We start from the raw sequence: 15,544 nt of genomic DNA on the forward strand, positions 1-15,544 counted from the left end.
CCGGCAGGCTACTCGTAGACGACCACGTCGGGCCGCGGCGTCATCGCCATCACGGCCTTGGGCGTCATCGTCTTGACGTCCTCCTTGTAGAACAGCTTGAAGCCGCGGCGCATGCGCGGGGTCGTGGCGACGAAGCTCTCGTACTTGGCGATCTTCACGCTGTTGGTCCCGAAGCCGTCGACGTTGACGACGGTCTGGACGCCGCGCGTCTGCGCCAGCCGGTCGGCGCGGGCGATCATGTCGTCCGTGAACCGGTGCACGATCAGCAGCTTCTCGGGCAGGTTCTGCTCGCGCACGATCTTCCCGAGGTAGGCCGCCGCGGCGTTGACGACGTCGGCGTCGGTCGAGCCGATGACCTTGCCCGGCAGGTCGCCGGGGCCGACGTGCCACTCGGGGTCCAGCGCGAGGCCGACGTCGGGCTGCTCGAGGAACGGCTTGAGCCGCTCGATCTCGGGGCCGAACTGGCCGCGGCCGGGCTGGATGTCGAGGACGAGCAGCGCGTTGACCTTGCGCGCGGCTGCGTGGTAGGCGCGGATCCGGGCGAACGAGAGGTGGTCGCGGTAGAGGCCGGTCGGGCCGGGCGCGGCGGTCGCCACCGTCGTGATCAGCTCCATGGCGGGCAGGACGGGGCGCGAGCGGCGGTCGTAGGGCTTGGCCTGCCGGACGAGCTTGCGCGCCGCCTGGGCGGGCGTCCCGATGCCGAGCGCGCCGAGCTCGTCGTCGCGCGGGTTGCCGTAGAACGCGACGACGCGCCGGTCCGGGAACAGGCGCCGGCCGCCGCCGGGGAGCTGGACGGGCTTGGGCGCGCCGTCCTCGCCGGCGCCCGCCGCGCCGCTGGACGACGCGTTGGTCCCACCCTTCGCGTCGTTGCCGCCGGAGCCGATGACGGCGCCGCCGATCACCGCCGCCGCGGCGAGGACGCCGAGCGCGGACACCGCGACGATGCGTCGCTGCCGGATGGTGGCCGGGCTGGCCATGGAGGGCATCATGCCCACCTGGACGGTGGGTGCAACCTCGACATCCGGGGGATCTGGCGTCGAACCGGCGGAACCAACGGGCCGCGGGTCGGTAAGGATGGGGTGATGGCTCTCCTCGATGGCAAGAAGCTCCTGATCACCGGCGTGCTGACCGATCGCTCGATCGCCTACTCGGTCGCGCGTCGCGCGCAGGAGGAGGGCGCCGAGGTCGTGCTGACCGGCTTCGGGCGTGCGCTGCGGCTGACGCAGCGGATGGCGCAGCGGCTGCCGGCGCCGCCCGACGTGCTGGAGCTCGACGTGACCGACGAGGCGCAGATCGCCGCGGTCGCCGCCGAGCTGGAGCAGCGCTGGGGTGTCGTCGACGGGGTCCTGCACGCGATCGCGTTCGTCCCGGGCGACGCGCTGGGCGGGCGCTTCCTGGAGGCGCCGATGGCCAGCGCGACCAGTGCCTTCGAGATCAGCGCGTTCTCGCTGAAGTCGCTGGGCGCGGCGTTCGCGCCGCTGCTGGAGAAGGCCGAGCACGGCGGGTCGCTCGTCGGCCTGGACTTCGACGCGACCAAGGCCTGGCCGATCTACGACTGGGCCGGCGTGTCGAAGGCGGCGCTGGAGTCGGTCAACCGCTACCTGGCGCAGTACCTCGGCCCGCGCGGGATCCGCTCCAACCTCGTCGCGGCGGGGCCGCTGCGCACGATGGCGGCGGGCGCGATCGAGGGCTTCGACGTCCTGGCTCAGGCCTGGGAGCAGGGCGCGCCGTTGAAGTGGGACCTGAGCGACCCGGAGCCGGTCGCCGACGCGTGCCTGTTCCTGCTGTCGTCGCTCTCGCGCGCGGTCACCGGCGAGATCCTGCACGTTGACGGCGGCTTCCACGCGCTGGGCGTGCACGGCGGGGCGGTCGCGCAGGCGCAGGCCGTGGCGGCCGCGGCGGCAGACGCCTCCGAGGGCTAGTCGTTCGGCCGGTCTTGGCCGTTCGCGATCGCTAAAGCTCACCAACGCTCACCTGCCTACGTAGCTCCCGCGCGACGGCGGGAGTACGCTCGGCTGACGCACCACGAGCCCTGAGTCAAAAGGTGAGTCACCATGAGTGATGATCAGCAGTACGTCGTCCTTCCCGGAAGCGAGCGGGCGCCGGTGCCGGGGGCGACGCGCGTCGCCGACGCGCCGTCGGAGGAGCCGGTGGAGGTCACCGTCGTGGTCCGGCGCAAGGGCGACGCCGACGCCGCGGGCGCCGTGGCGGCGCTCGCCGAGGTCCCGTCGAGCGAGCGCGAGGCGCTGTCGCCGGCCGAGCTCGAGGATCGCTACGGCGCCGCTCAGGACGACCTGAAGAAGGTCGAGGCGTTCGCCGTGGCCAACGGCCTCGAGGTCGTCGACGCCGACGCCGCGCGCCGCCGCGTCGCGCTGCGCGGCAAGGCCGACCAGATGGGCGCCGCCTTCGACGTCTCACTCGGGCAGTACGAGGCCGGCGACGTCTCCTATCGCGGCCGCGAGGGCGAGATCAGGATCCCGGCCGCGCTGGACGGCGTGGTCACCGCGGTGCTCGGGCTCGACGACCGCCCGCAGGCGCGCCCGCGGCTGCGGCGCGCCGCCGAGGGCCTCGTGCCCGCGGCCGCGCACTCGTTCCCGATCCCGGCGATCGCCGAGCTGTACGACTGGCCCAGCGGGACCGCCGCCGGGCAGTGGATCGCGATCATCGAGCTCGGCGGCGGCTTCCGCCAGGCCGACCTCGACGCGTACTTCCAGGGCATCGGACGCGCGACGCCGACCGTCGTCGCGGTCGACGTCGACGGCGCGACCAACGCGCCGGGCGCCGACGCCGACGGCGAGGTCATGCTCGACATCGAGGTCTGCGGCGCGGTCGCGCCCGGTGCGGACATCGCGGTGTACTTCGCGCCGAACACGACGCGCGGGTTCACCGACGCCATCACCGCCGCCGCCCACGACGCGCAGCGCCGGCCCGGCGTGATCTCGATCAGCTGGGGCCTGCGCGAGCAGGGGTGGACCGCGCAGGCGATGCAGGCGATGGACGACGCGTGCGCCGACGCCGCGCTGCTCGGCGTGACCGTGACCGCCGCGGCCGGCGACGACGGCGCGCAGGACGGCTCCACCGACGGCAGCGCGCAATGCGACTTCCCGTCGTCGAGCCCACACGTCCTGGCGTGCGGTGGCACGCGCCTGGAGGGCGGCGGGTCGACGATCACGTCCGAGACCGTGTGGAACAACGGCGACGGCAGCGCCACGGGCGGCGGCGTGAGCGCCGTGTTCCCGCTGCCCGCGTGGCAGGCCCAGGCCAACGTCCCCGTGTCGATCAACCCGGCCGGCCAGGCCGGGCGCGGCGTGCCGGACGTCGCCGGCGTCGGCGATCCCAACACCGGCTACCAGATCCGGGTCGACGGCCAGAACGTCACGATCGGCGGGACGAGCGCGGTCGCGCCGCTGTGGGCGGGGCTGATCGCGCTGCTCAACGCGCGCACCGGGCGGCGGCTGGGGTTCCTGAACCCCGACCTGTACACGTGGGCGCTCGGCGGCCGCGCGTTCCGCGACGTCACGCAGGGCAACAACATCGTCCCGGGCTCGCCGGGCTACAGCGCGCAGGTCGGCTGGGACGCGTGCACGGGCCTCGGCTCGCCGCGCGGCAACGCGATCCTCCAGATCCTCCAGCCGCCGTTCCTGCTCCAGACCGGGACGCCGATCACCGCGGCCGACGCGGCGGCGAACTTCGCGTTCGCGACCGGGCCGGTCGACGGCGACGCGCCGGCCGACCTCGTGGGGCTGAAGCGGTCGAGCACCGGGACGGGGTCGCTGGAGGTGCACGTGCTCAGCGGCGCGTCCAACTACCAGGACTTCGCCGTGCAGACGGGGACGCCGGTCGCCGAAGCCGACGCGAGCGCGAACTTCGAGTTCGCCGTGGGCGACTTCAACCGCGACGGCTCGGCCGACGTGTACTGCTTGAAGCGGTCGGCGACCGGGACCGGGATGCTGGAGGTCCACGTCCTCAGCGGCAGGGACGGCTACCAGTCCTTCCTGCTGCAGACCGGGACGCCGATCGCGCAGGCCGACGCGAGCGCGAACTTCGCGTTCGGGCTCGGCGACTTCGACGGCGACGGGTTCACCGACCTGTACTGCCTGAAGCGTTCGAGCACCGGGACCGGGCGGCTGGAGGTCCACGTGCTCAGCGGCAAGGACAACTACCAGTCCTTCCTGCTCCAGACCGGAACGCCGATCACGGTCGCCGACGCGGCCGCGAACTTCGCCTTCGCGGTGGGCGACTACGACGGCGACGGGCGTGCCGACGTGCTCGCGCTGAAGCGGACCAACACCGGAACGGGGTCGCTGGAGGTCCACGTGCTGGGCGCGGCGTCGGGCTTCCAGACGTTCGCGCTGCAGACCGGGACGCCGATCACCGAGGCCGACGCGGCGGCGAACTTCGTCTTCGCGACGGGCGGCTACGCCAGCGCCGCGCGGGCCGACCTGTACTGCCTGAAGCGGACCAGCACGGGCACGGGCCGGCTCGAGGTCCACGTCCTGGGCGCCGCCGCGGACTACCAGTAGGAGGGCGAATCGGCCTACCGTCGTAAGGCGTATCAGGCACACCGCCGGACCATTCGGCAGAATGCCCGGCAGTGCGACGGATCCGCGACTTCATGCCCGCGACGCTCAGCGTCGGCGTGCGCCCGATGGAGGGCATCGTGGCGGCGACGTCCAAGGACATCGCGTGGCTGCTGCCGCGCGATCCGCGCGATCCGACCCCGGGGCTGCTGCCGCGGCCGGCTCAGATCTCGTTCCTGCATCAGGGCCACCTCGTCGTGCTCCACGGCAACGCGGAGCGCGCCCAGCAGGGCTGCGTCGCGTTCCAGGCCAACCGCGAGGGCCGCGTCGACAACCTGCGCTCGAGTCCGCGGCTGGACGTGCAGCTGCCGGTGACGGTCAGCGCGGGCGGGCTGACACGGGAGACGACGACGATCAACGTGAGCGCCGGTGGCGCCATGCTGGCCGGCGGCTTCTTCGGCCCCCGCGAGTCCGCCGTCGAGGTCGCGATCCAGATGCCGCACTCCGGCCCGATCGTCGAGGCGCGCGGCCTCATCGTCCGGATCCTGCCGGAGGGCACCGGCATCCGCTTCACCGACATCGAACCCGCCGCCCGCGACCACCTCGACTCCATGGTCCTCTCCATCCGCGCCGAGCTGGCGCGCCGCTTCGCGGAGAAGGCCGCCCGCGAAGACGCGGCCAAGGGCCGCTAGCCGCGGGTCGCGTCCCCGGTCGCGCCGCCTGCCCCGGCGCCCCGACCGCTGCCGGCCCTCCGCGACCGGAGTAGCCTCAGCCCATGAGCCCGATCCCCGGAGAGCCGCTCAACCCCGATCGTCGTCAGATGACGACCAAGGATGGGCGCAGGGTCAAGCTCAAGGTTCCGGGGCTCGGTCCGGAGATCAAGCCGGGAAAGACGGAGGAGCGCGGCAGCGAGGAGCCGCCGCGGGATGATCCGCGGCCGCCGATCAACCCGAACCACGCCGGGTTCTAGCCGGCGCGGCGCCGTTTCGGCTTCACCAGGTCATACGAGTCCTGGATCAGGTCCATCACCATCTGATCCTCCGCGTCCCCGCCGAGCGTGATGGTCAGCCAGTGCTTCTTGTTGAGGTGGTAGCCCGGCACGACCGCCTCATAGGACGCGCGGAGCGACTCGCCCAACAAGGGCTCGCACTTCAAGGACACCTTCAAGGGCTCAGACGACAACCGCGACAACGCGAAGATCTTGCCGCCCGCCTTGAAGACCGAGATCTCCGGCGCGAAGGGGAACTCCTCGACGGCTCCTGGCATCGCCAGGCACCAGTCGCGCAGCTCCGCCGGCGTCATTCGGTGAAGCTGGGCGGCGGGACGTCGGGCTTGGAGTACACGGCGCGCCACCACAGCTCGGCGAGCACGCGGATGGACTGGTGCGCGTCGCCGCCGCCCTGGATCAGCTCGAGCGTGACGTGCCGCTCGACCATCGCCAGGAGCGCCTGGGCGGCAAGCCGCGGCGGGATGTCGGACGGCGCGATGCCGCGGGCCTGGTCGCGCGCGATCCGGTCGGTCGCGCCCGCGACGAATCGCACCACATAGGGCGCCCACTGCGGCGGGAGCCGGTCCTCTTCGCCGGACAACATCGCCGCCAGCGTCAGCACGTGCGCGTCGCGGTCGATGATCCGCACCGTCCTGGCCAGCCCGCGGCGCAGCTCGGCGCGCGGGTCGCCGCTGCCGTCCAGATACGGCGACGCGGCCTCGTACATGTCCAGGAACGCGCGCAGGATCAGCCGGTCGACCAGCGCGCGCTTGTTCGGGAAGTAGAAGTACAGCGCCGTGCGGCTGACGAACGCCCGCTTGGCGATGACGTCCATCGTCAGCCGGCGGTACTCGGTGTCGGCGAGCGCGTCGCGCGCGGCGTCGAGGATGGCCTCCTCGGTCGCGTTGCGCGACTCGTTGTTGAGAAGCGGCTCGCCGTCCGATGTCACGTCTTGGCCAGCTCGAGGACGTGGGCGATGCGATCGCGCGTCTCCGACGGCGCGATGACCTCGTCCACGAACCCCGCGGCGGCCGCGACCCGCACCGGAAGGTGCTCGGCCTCGTACGCGTCGGCGAGCGCAACCGCATCGGCGCCCGCCTCGATCTCCCGGCGGCGCACCAGCTCCACGGCCTGGCGCGCGCCCATCACGCCGATCCGGGCGTTCGGCCAGGCGAGCGTGAGGGTGGCACCGAGATCGCGGGAGTTCATGACGATGTGCGCACCACCATACGCCTGCCGCAGCGTGACCGTCACGCGCGGGACCGTCGCCCGCCCGAACGCGCGCAGCAGCGACGCGCCGTGGCGCAGGACCGCGGCCTGCTCCTGCTTGGCGCCCGGCAGGAAGCCCGGCGTGTCGGCCAGCACCACGAGCGGGATGCCGAAGCGGTCGCACAGGTCCACGAACCACGCGCCCTTCTCGGCCGCGTCGGCGTCGAGGCAGCCGCCGAGGTGCTTGGGCTGGTTGGCGATCACGCCGACGCTGCGGCCCTCGATGCGGCCGAAGCCGACGACGAGGTTCCGCGCCCAGCGCGGCGCCACCTCGAAGAAGCCGCCGCGGTCGGTCAGCCGCATCGCGACCTCGCGCACGTCGTAGACGCGGCGATCGCACTCCGGCAGCACGTCGCCCGGGTCCTGCTCCGGCGGCGCGGCCGGCGGCGCCAGCGGCGCGCCCGCGCCGCCGACGCGATCCGGCAGGTAGGTCAGCAGCTCGCGCGTGAGCTCCGCGGCGTGGACGTCGTCGCGCGCGACGAGCTGCGCGACGCCGTTGGCGCCCTGCACCTTCGGCCCGCCCAGGTCCGCGGCGCTGATGACCTCGCGCGTGACGCGCTCGATGATCTTCGGCCCCGTCAGGAACATGAACGCGTCGGCGGTCATGATCACGAAGTCGCCGAGCGCCGGCGAGTAGGCCGCGCCGCCCGCGCAGGGCCCGCTCACGACGCTGATCATCGGGACCGTCGCGACCGACTGCGCGCGGAAGATCGCCGCGTACGCGGTCAGCGCCGCGACGCCCTCCTGCAGGCGCGCGCCGCCGCTGTGCGGGAAGCCCACGACCGGGACGCCCAGCGCGTCGGCGCGCTCGATCGTCCGGGCGATCGTCTCGCCGCCAGCGGTGCCGAGCGAGCCGCCCTTGAACGACCCGTCCTGCGCCCACGCGACGACCGCGCGGCCCTGGACGCGGCCCGACCCCGACAGCACGCCGTCGCCGACCGCGGAGCGGATCGGCCGGAACGTGCCGGCGTCGAACAGCAGCTCGAGCCGAGCGCGCGCCGCGAGGTGGTGCTCCAGGCCGACGTCGAAGACCGCGCTCATCTCGCTATGCCGCCTCGAGAACCAACGTCGCGTTCTGGCCGCCGAAGGCGAACGAGTTGCTCAGCGCGACCTTCACGTCGGGCGCCTCGCGCGGTGCGCCGGCGATGTGGTCGGCCTCGCACTCGGGATCGATGTCCTCGAGGCCGAGCGTCGGGGGCAGCGCGCCGCGGCGCAGCGCCTCGACGCAGGCCAGCGCCTCGATCGCGCCCGCGGCGCCGAGCGTGTGGCCCACGGCGCCCTTGCAGGAGGAGACCGGCGGGCCGTCGTCGCTGAACACCTTGCGCAGCGCGATCGTCTCGACGCGGTCGTTGATCGGCGTCGACGTGCCGTGCGCGTTGACGTAGCCGACGTCGCTCGGCGCCAGGTCCGCGTCGGCGAGCGCGTCGGTCATCGCCTCGATGGCGCCGCGCCCGTTCTCCTCGGGCTGGGTGATGTGGAACGCGTCGTTGGACGCGCCGTAGCCGGTGACGCGCGCGAAGATCTGCGCGCCGCGGGCGCGGGCGTGCTCCTCGCGCTCCAGGACCAGGATCGCGGAGCCCTCGCCCATCACGAAGCCGTCGCGGCGCGTGTCGAACGGGCGCGACTCGCCGACGCGCGACAGCGCGCCCATGCGCCGGAACGCGGCCAGACACAGCCCGACCAGCGCGGCCTCGGTGCCGCCCGCGATCATCGCGTCGACCTCCCCGCGCTGGATCATCCGCGCCGCCTCGCCGATCGAGTGCGCGCCCGTCGAGCAGGCGCTGGCGATCGAGAAGCCGGGCCCGTGGAGGCCCAGGCGCATCGCGATCTGCCCCGCCGCGGCGTTGGGCATCATCATCGGGACGAAGAGCGGGGAGACCGCGCGGTCGCCCTCCTCCAGCCAGGTCTTGCACTCGGCCTGGAGCGTGGTGAGGCCGCCGACGCCGGTGCCGACGATCACGCCGATCCGGCGCGGATCGACGCCATTGGGCAGGTCCGCCTCGGCGGCGGCCTGGTGGGCCGCGTCGATCGCCAGCTGCGCGAAGCGGTCGGTGCGGCGCGCCTCCTTGGGCGTCATCGTCGTCTCCGGGTCGAACTCGGCACACGGCGCGATCCCGTCCTCGGAGATCCCGCCCTGCATGCCGAGCAGGGCGTCGAAGAACGCCTCGACGCCCGTGGCGACCGGGGAGACGACGCCCCGTCCGGTGACGACGATGCCGTCCATCTAGGCCGCTGCGCCCTGCAGGCGCTCGACCAGCGCGATGGCGTCGCCCACGGAGGCGATGCCCTTGAGGTCGGGGTCGGCGATCTGGACCTCGAAGCGGTCCTCCAGCGCCTTGACCAGCTCGACGAGGTCGAGCGAGTCGACGTCGAGCTGCTCCCACGTCGTGTCGGGCTGCGCGGTCTCGGCGTCGGGCACCTTGATCGCGGCGAGCTCGGCGCGGATGGCTTCGAGGATCTCCTGCTGGCTGGCCATGGTGGTGGTGATCTCCTTGTTGGTGTGCTCGGTGAAGGGCAGTGAAGGTGGTGTCTTGTACGTCTACGCGCCGAGGCCGCCGTCGACGGCGAGCGTGGCGCCGTTGACGTAGGCCGCGTCGTCGGAGACGAGGAAGGCCACCGCGGCGGCGACCTCCTCGGGCTGGCCGACGCGCGCCGCCGGGATCGCCGCGGCGATCTCCTTCTGCGGCAGGTCGGCGGTCATGTCGGTGGCGATGAAGCCGGGCGTCACCGCGTTGGCGGTGATGTTGCGCTTGCCCATCTCCTTGGCCACGACGCGCGTGAAGCCCAGCAGCCCCGCCTTGGAGGCGGCGTAGTTGGCCTGTCCGGAGTTTGCGCGCTCGGCCGAGACCGAGGACACGTTGACGATCCGGCCCCAGCGGGCCTTCAACATGTCCTCCAACCCGCGCTTGGTGCAGTTGAACGCACCGGTCAGGTTGGTGTCGATGACCTTGGTCCAGTCGTCGTCGGGCATGCGGATCGCGAGGCCGTCGGCGGTGACGCCCGCGTTGTTGACCAGGATCAGCACCGGGCCGAGCTTCTCGCGGACCTCGTCGAAGGCGGCCTGCACGGACGCGGGGTCCGACACGTCGGCCTGGACGTCGCCGCCGGAGCGGCCGAGCGTCGCGACCTTGTAGCCGTCGGCGCGCAGGCGGTCGGCGATCGACGCGCCGATGCCGCGGGTGCCGCCGGTGACGAGCGCGACCTTCTGGTCGGCCTCAGGCGCAGACATGCTGGCGCTCCTTCCAGGAGACGACGCCGGCGCCCCACACGAAGCCGGCGCCGAAGGCCGCGAGGCCGACGGTCATGCCGGGCTTCAGCAGCCCGTCGCGCTCGGCTTGAGCCAGCGCGAGCGGGATCGACGCGGAGGACGTGTTCGCGACGCGGTCGACGTTGATCGCGAGCTTGTCGTGGGAGAGCCCGAGCTCGTTGGCGGCCGCCTCGATGATGCGCGAGTTGGCCTGATGGGCGACGAAGAGGTCGAGGTCGGCGGCGGCGAGGCCGGCGGCGTCGAGCGCCTCGCGCGACGCCTCGACCATCCGCGCGACCGCATGGCGGTAGACCTCGCGGCCCTGCATCCGCAGCTTGCGGTCCTCGTTGTCGGCGTAGAGCAGGTCGCCCTGCTCGGGGTCGCAGCCGAGGACGAAGCGCGAGACGCCGCGGTCCAGCTCGCCGGCCGCGACGACGACCGCGCCGGCGCCGTCGCCGAACAGGACGGCGGTGCCGCGGTCCTCGGTGTCGGTGAGGCGGCTCAGCGCCTCGGCGCCGCAGACGAGCACGACGCGCGCGCGGCCGGTCTCGACCAGCGCGGCGGCCTGGTCCAAGGCGTACAGGAAGCCGGCGCAGGCGGCGTTGAGGTCGACGGCGGCGGCGCCGTGGGCGCCGATCAGGCGCGCGACCTCAGGGGCCAGGCCCGGCGTGACCTTGTCCGGCGTGATCGTGGTGACGATCACCTGGTCGACCTCGTCGGGCGTCCTGTTGGCGTCGGCCAGCGCGTCGGCGCAGGCGCGTGCGGCCAGCGGCGCGAGCGGCGTGTCGGCGTCGAGCCAGCGGCGCGTCCGGATGCCGGTGCGGCGGACGATCCAGGCGTCGTCGGTGTCGAGGCGCTGCTCGAAGTAGGCGTTGTCGATCTCGCGCTCGGGCAGCGCGGCGCCGACGCCGAAGAGGCCGGCGGTGAGCCCGCGGGGCAGCGGATGCCGCGTGCGCGTGCGGGGAGCGGACGTCGGCGTGCGCGTCGCGCCGGTGATCCGGCCGTTGCGCTCGGTGACGTCCGTCAGGGTCTCGGTGGTCGTGGTGACCGCCATCATGCTGCCGCCAGGGTTCGCTTGACCAGTCCGGTGAGCACCGCGCCGGGACCATGCTCGACGTAGCGCTCGATGCCGGCCGCGCGCAGCGCCAGCATCGTCTCCCGCCACCGCACGGGACGCAGGAGGTTCTCGCTCAGCTCGCGACGCACGTCGGTGAAGGGCGCCGCGGTGCCGTTGGCGTACACGGGGAAGGCGGGCGCGCCGATCTCGACCTGCGCCAGCGCGCCGGCCAGGCGGGCCGCGGCCGGCTGCATGAGCGGCGAGTGGAAGGCGGCGGAGACGTCCAGGCGGCGGGCGCGCGCGCCGGTCTCGTCGCGGGCGAGCTCCTCGGCCTCGGCGACGGCGTCGGTAGCGCCGCTGAGCACGAGCTGCCCGGGCGCGTTGTCGTTGGCGATCGTCAGGCCGAGGCGCGTGGCCAGCGCGCGGATCGCGTGGTCCTCGCCGCCGAGCATCGCGACCATCGAGCCGGGCGCCAGGTCGCCGGCGTCGGCCATGGCGGCGGCGCGCTCGGCGACCAGGCCGACCGCGTCGTCGAACCGCAGGGCGCCGGCGGCGACCAGCGCGGCGTACTCGCCGAGCGAGTGGCCGGCGGCGGCGCGCACGTCGGCGACCTCGTCGGCCGCCTCCTCGCGCCAGAGGTCCCAGGCGGCGACGGAGCACAGGAAGATCGCGGGCTGCTGGAACCGCGTGCCCTCGCCGAGCCGCTCGAACGGATCGAAGCCGAGCAGCTCCAGGCCGCGCTCGAACGCGGGGAGCCCGCGGTACGGCTCGTCCATGTCGGGCGCATGGCTTCCCTGGCCCGGGAAGATCGCGGCAATCGAAGGCACTGCTCACACTTAGCGCGCGCAAGGGTCCGGGTTTCACGATCTCGACACCGGGTGGCGGGAGTGTCGAATCCCGCCGAGAGCACCTGCTGGGGTGGGAGCGGCCGTGCTAGGCCCGCGGCGGCGTGATCGTCAGCGCGTCCAGGAGGCGCCGGCGCCGGTCCGGGTCCTGGCCGAACACGACGAGCCAGGCGGTGCCGATGCGCCGCGCGGTGAGGTTGCCGGAGGCGGTGGACGCCCCCAGGTGACCCGGGATCGGCGACGCACCGGGAAGCGGTGCGGCCGTGCGGTGCGGCCCCGCGGCATCCGTGAGCACGGCGGCCCGGAGCTGCACGCCGCCGAGCCGGAACACGGCCACGGCGCAGGTGCGGAACGCGCGGCCGTTGACGTCGACCCGGCGCGTGAGCGCCACCCCGACGATCGTCTGGGTCAGCGCCGACAGGTGGGTGAGCGGCGCGTGGGCGATGGCGCAGGAGCGGCGCGGCGGGTCGCGGGGGTCGACGCGCACGGTGGGCAGGGCCGCCGTCGCGGCGGGCGAGCGATCGGTCGTGGGCCTGGAGGGGCCGCCGATCGGTCGATCGTGCGCGTCGAGCAGGGTCAGCGCCGCGCGCGGCGCGCGGTCGTGGTGGCGCGGGACGAACGCGACGACGGCGCGCCAGCCGAACGGCAGCCGCGGGTCCGCGCGCGGGACGACGCGGCGGCCGTCGGGTAGCAGGACGGCGGCCACCCGCCGGTCGACGATGCGGAACTCGACGTCGCGACCGCGGTTGGTCAGGCCCGACACGATGCCGCCGCCGGCGATCTGGGCCGCGTCGCGCGGCGCCGCCGGTCCGCACCCGCGCGCCACGCCGCTGCCGCCGTGGCCGAAGGCGAAGACCAGCGAGGTGCACCAGCCGACCTGCCCGACGCGCAGGTCGGGGCTGAGGTCGATGGCGTAGCGGCGGATGAACACGTCGGCGGGCGTCGCGCCGGTCAGCGGCGGCGACGGCTCGCCGCCGCCGAGCGTGAGGACCGCGGCCGTCGCGGTGCCGCACAGCGCGAGCGCGGCGGCGACGGCCAGCAGCGGGCGCCGGCCGCGGAACGTGCGGCGACGCCGGGCCGTCGTCGCGCGTCGCGCCGCGGCGCCGGCGAGCTCGTCGCGCAGCAGGTCGAACGGGTCGTCGGTCATGCGTTCTCCTCCTCCAGGGTCCGGCGCAGGCGGGCGAGGCCGCGTGACACGCGTTGGCGCACGACCTGCTCGGAGCACCCGATGTCGGCGGCGATCGCCGTGTAGGGCTGCTCCGCCAGGACGCGGCGCAGCACGGCCTCGCGCTGGTCGGCGGGCAGGTCGGCGAGCGCGCCGCGCAGGTCGACCGCGCCGCGCTCCTCGATCCGGGCGAGCTGCTCGGCGTCGAGGTGGATCGGCGCCATGTCCAGCCGCCGGCGGGCGGCCGCGTCGACCCGGCGGCGCCGCGCCGCGTCGTACAGCAGGTTGCGCGCGATCCCGATCAGCCAGGCGACCTCGGGCCCGCGCGTGGCGTCGTACTGCGCGCGGTTCTCGAGCGCGCGCGCGAAGGTCTCGGCCACGACGTCGAAGACCAGCTCCGGCCGCCCGCCGACCCGCCGCGCCACGTAGCTCGTGACGACCCCTACATGTCGCTCGTAGAAGGTGCCGAAGTCCTCGTCCACGCCTCTTCTACTTCCGAGCGCGCGGTTTGTGACCGCCGCCGGGCCTCAGATCTTCCCGTGGCCGGCGACCCAGGTCCCGTCGTCGGCGCGCGCGAAGTCCTGGAACAGCGCCGGCGCCTCGGCGGTCGCGATCCGGGCCACCCGGTCGAAGACCAGGCGCAGCTCCTCCTCGGCGCCGGCGGTGGTGCGCAGCGCGATGACGTGGCGCAGCGTCCGGACGTTCGCCGTCCAGATGATGTCGGTGCTCAGCCCGAGCGGCGCCAGGCGGCGCAGCGCCGAGGTCGCCTCCTTCTTGACCGCGAACGGGACGCCGTCGTCGTCGAGGCCGAGCTCGCGCGCGGCGTCGACCTGCAGCTCCTCGAGCTGCTCGACGATCGCGACGACCTGCTCGCGCAGCGGCTCCAGCGCCGGTGGGACGCGGAAGCCGATCTCGCTGAGCCGCACGTAGCGCAGCGACTCCTGCGAGAACGCGCTGCCCGCGCGGTGGCGGACCAGCTCGTGGGTGAAGACGCGCGACACGTCGCGGAAGGCGAACGTGTAGTTGACGTGCTCGAGCACCGACCCGTGGCCGGAGGCCAGCACGTTGTCGAGATAAGCGCCCTGGTCCTCGCGCACGCGAGTGACGTTGGGGTTCAGGCCCGGCTCCCACGAGCGGTAGCACGCGCGGCCGGCGAACTCGACGAGCGTCTCCGCGTCTCCGGCGCCGGCGCGGCGCTCCAGCCACGACGCGCCGCCGGCGGCCTCCAGGTACCCGCGCATCCCGTCGACGTCGAGCGCGGGCCGCGCGATCAGGAACACCTCTGGCCGGGTCTCGCGCACGGCGCAAGGCTAGTTGGCAAGGGCCTTCCCGGCATTGCCTCTTATTCCCACTGGCTTGCTGTACACTGCCGAACCTCCGAATCCCGACTGCGATTAGACCTTTTTGGAGGCCTAGCCCGTGAAGCCGAAGTTCCTGATCTCCACGCTCGCCATCGCGGCCCTCGCGGTCGCCGGGTGCGGCGGCTCGTCGGACGAGACGAGCGGCGGTTCGTCCTCCTCCGCGTCGTCGCCGTCCGGCGGCACGAAGTCGACGATCTCGCTCGTCGCGTACTCGACCCCCGAGGTCGTCTACGACGAGATCATCCCCGACTTCCAGAAGACGCCCGAGGGCAAGGGCGTGGGCTTCAAGACCTCCTACGGCGCGTCGGGCGAGCAGAGCCGCGCGGTCGCCGCCGGCCAGAAGGCCGACGTCGTGGCGTTCTCGCTGAGCCCCGACGTCGACAAGCTCGTCGACCCGGGCCTCGTCCCCAAGGACTGGGTCAGCACGACGGAGGCCGACGGCGGCAAGGGCGGCTTCGTGACGACGTCGCTCGTCTCGTTCGTCGTCCGCAAGGGCAACCCGAAGGGCATCCACGGCTGGGACGACCTGCTCAAGTCGGGCATCAAGGTCGTCACGCCGAACCCGTTCACCTCGGGTGCGGCCAAGTGGAACATCATGGGTGCCTACCAGCACGGCGGCATCGGCTACGTCAAGAGGCTGCTCACCGACCACGTGCCGGTCCAGCCGAAGTCGGGTCGCGAGGCGCTGCAGACGTTCACCGGCGGTGAGGGCGACGTCCTGATCTCCTACGAGTACGAGTACACGACGGCGGTCAAGAAGGGCGAGAAGGACATCCAGCTCGTCCAGCCCGACGACACGTTCCTGATCCAGAACCCGATCGCGTCGACCACCGCGGCGGGCGCGGCCGGCAAGGCCTTCGTGAAGTTCGCCCTCGGCGACTCCGCGCAGCAGCACTTCGCCGACTGGGGCTACCGCCCGATCAACCAGGCCGTGTTCGAGAAGAACAAGGCAAAGTTCCCGGAGCCCAAGTCGGTCAAGACCATCGACGACTACGGCGGATGGTCGAAGGTCAACGACGAGCTGTTCGACCCCGAGAAGGGCTCGGTCGCCAAGATCGAGGACGACGCGGGCGTGTCGACCGCCAAGTAGAC

Annotated in this window: 17 protein-coding genes; 5 read left to right on the top strand and 12 right to left on the bottom strand. The window is 73.3% G+C overall.

Annotated features, from left to right (window positions below; all coding sequences use genetic code 11):
• Positions 1–8: 8 nt before the first annotated feature.
• Positions 9–977 carry a hypothetical protein gene (locus DSM104299_RS03590; protein WP_272475924.1) on the bottom strand — a complete coding sequence of 323 codons (969 nt, stop codon included), beginning with the start codon at positions 975–977 and terminating at the stop codon, positions 9–11.
• Between the two features lie 105 nt (positions 978–1,082).
• On the opposite strand from DSM104299_RS03590, the gene fabI reads away from it, so the two are divergent.
• The 4 genes from fabI to DSM104299_RS03610 all read left to right on the top strand — a co-directional run bounded on the left by fabI (position 1,083) and on the right by DSM104299_RS03610 (position 5,490).
• Positions 1,083–1,922, top strand: a complete 840-nt coding sequence (fabI, locus tag DSM104299_RS03595) for an enoyl-ACP reductase FabI (protein WP_272475925.1) — start codon at positions 1,083–1,085, stop codon at positions 1,920–1,922.
• 132 nt (positions 1,923–2,054) lie between these two features.
• Entirely contained in the window at positions 2,055–4,523 is a 2,469-nt protein-coding gene (locus DSM104299_RS03600; RefSeq protein WP_272475926.1) for a protease pro-enzyme activation domain-containing protein, read from the top strand.
• 71 nt (positions 4,524–4,594) lie between these two features.
• A complete protein-coding gene (locus tag DSM104299_RS03605; RefSeq protein ID WP_272475927.1) occupies positions 4,595–5,212 on the top strand; it encodes a PilZ domain-containing protein in 618 nt (205 codons plus the stop codon).
• An 83-nt stretch (positions 5,213–5,295) separates the two neighbouring features.
• A complete protein-coding gene (locus DSM104299_RS03610) occupies positions 5,296–5,490 on the top strand; it encodes a hypothetical protein (RefSeq protein WP_272475928.1) in 195 nt (64 codons plus the stop codon).
• Here the strand turns inward: DSM104299_RS03610 and DSM104299_RS03615 are convergent.
• From DSM104299_RS03615 to thyX, 11 genes are all read right to left on the bottom strand, one after another.
• Positions 5,487–5,822: an MmcQ/YjbR family DNA-binding protein gene (locus tag DSM104299_RS03615; protein WP_272475929.1), complete on the bottom strand. Its 336-nt coding sequence runs from the start codon at positions 5,820–5,822 to the stop codon at positions 5,487–5,489. The genes DSM104299_RS03610 and DSM104299_RS03615 overlap by 4 nt on opposite strands.
• On the bottom strand, positions 5,819–6,457 hold the full coding sequence (locus tag DSM104299_RS03620; protein ID WP_272475930.1) for a TetR/AcrR family transcriptional regulator: 639 nt from the start codon (positions 6,455–6,457) through the stop codon (positions 5,819–5,821). Before DSM104299_RS03620 ends, DSM104299_RS03615 begins: the two co-directional genes overlap by 4 nt.
• Entirely contained in the window at positions 6,454–7,818 is a 1,365-nt protein-coding gene (locus DSM104299_RS03625; RefSeq protein ID WP_272475931.1) for an acyl-CoA carboxylase subunit beta, read from the bottom strand. The genes DSM104299_RS03620 and DSM104299_RS03625 overlap by 4 nt, the downstream gene beginning before the upstream one ends.
• A 4-nt stretch (positions 7,819–7,822) precedes the next feature.
• Entirely contained in the window at positions 7,823–9,001 is a 1,179-nt protein-coding gene (locus DSM104299_RS03630) for a beta-ketoacyl-[acyl-carrier-protein] synthase family protein (RefSeq protein WP_272475932.1), read from the bottom strand.
• A complete protein-coding gene (locus DSM104299_RS03635; RefSeq protein WP_272475933.1) occupies positions 9,002–9,253 on the bottom strand; it encodes an acyl carrier protein in 252 nt (83 codons plus the stop codon).
• Between the two features lie 63 nt (positions 9,254–9,316).
• Positions 9,317–10,006: a 3-oxoacyl-ACP reductase FabG gene (gene fabG / locus DSM104299_RS03640; protein ID WP_272475934.1), complete on the bottom strand. Its 690-nt coding sequence runs from the start codon at positions 10,004–10,006 to the stop codon at positions 9,317–9,319.
• Positions 9,993–11,081, bottom strand: a complete 1,089-nt coding sequence (locus tag DSM104299_RS03645) for a beta-ketoacyl-ACP synthase 3 (RefSeq protein WP_272475935.1) — start codon at positions 11,079–11,081, stop codon at positions 9,993–9,995. The genes fabG and DSM104299_RS03645 overlap by 14 nt, the downstream gene beginning before the upstream one ends.
• Positions 11,078–11,908 (bottom strand): ACP S-malonyltransferase, encoded by an 831-nt coding sequence (locus DSM104299_RS03650; protein ID WP_272475936.1) that lies wholly within the window; start codon positions 11,906–11,908, stop codon positions 11,078–11,080. The genes DSM104299_RS03645 and DSM104299_RS03650 overlap by 4 nt, the downstream gene beginning before the upstream one ends.
• A gap of 106 nt (positions 11,909–12,014) precedes the next feature.
• On the bottom strand, positions 12,015–13,073 hold the full coding sequence (locus DSM104299_RS03655) for a hypothetical protein (RefSeq protein WP_272475937.1): 1,059 nt from the start codon (positions 13,071–13,073) through the stop codon (positions 12,015–12,017).
• Complete coding sequence (locus DSM104299_RS03660) at positions 13,070–13,573, bottom strand: RNA polymerase sigma factor (RefSeq protein WP_272475938.1); 504 nt, start codon at positions 13,571–13,573, stop codon at positions 13,070–13,072. Before DSM104299_RS03660 ends, DSM104299_RS03655 begins: the two co-directional genes overlap by 4 nt.
• A gap of 45 nt (positions 13,574–13,618) precedes the next feature.
• Positions 13,619–14,392, bottom strand: a complete 774-nt coding sequence (thyX, locus tag DSM104299_RS03665) for an FAD-dependent thymidylate synthase (RefSeq protein WP_272475939.1) — start codon at positions 14,390–14,392, stop codon at positions 13,619–13,621.
• A 118-nt stretch (positions 14,393–14,510) separates the two neighbouring features.
• Here thyX and DSM104299_RS03670 point away from each other — a divergent pair, with 118 nt between their 5' ends.
• On the top strand, positions 14,511–15,542 hold the full coding sequence (locus tag DSM104299_RS03670; protein ID WP_272475940.1) for a substrate-binding domain-containing protein: 1,032 nt from the start codon (positions 14,511–14,513) through the stop codon (positions 15,540–15,542).
• The last annotated feature ends 2 nt before the right edge of the window (positions 15,543–15,544 follow it).

The sequence above is a fragment of the Baekduia alba genome (genome assembly GCF_028416635.1).
Taxonomy (GTDB): domain Bacteria; phylum Actinomycetota; class Thermoleophilia; order Solirubrobacterales; family Solirubrobacteraceae; genus Baekduia; species Baekduia alba.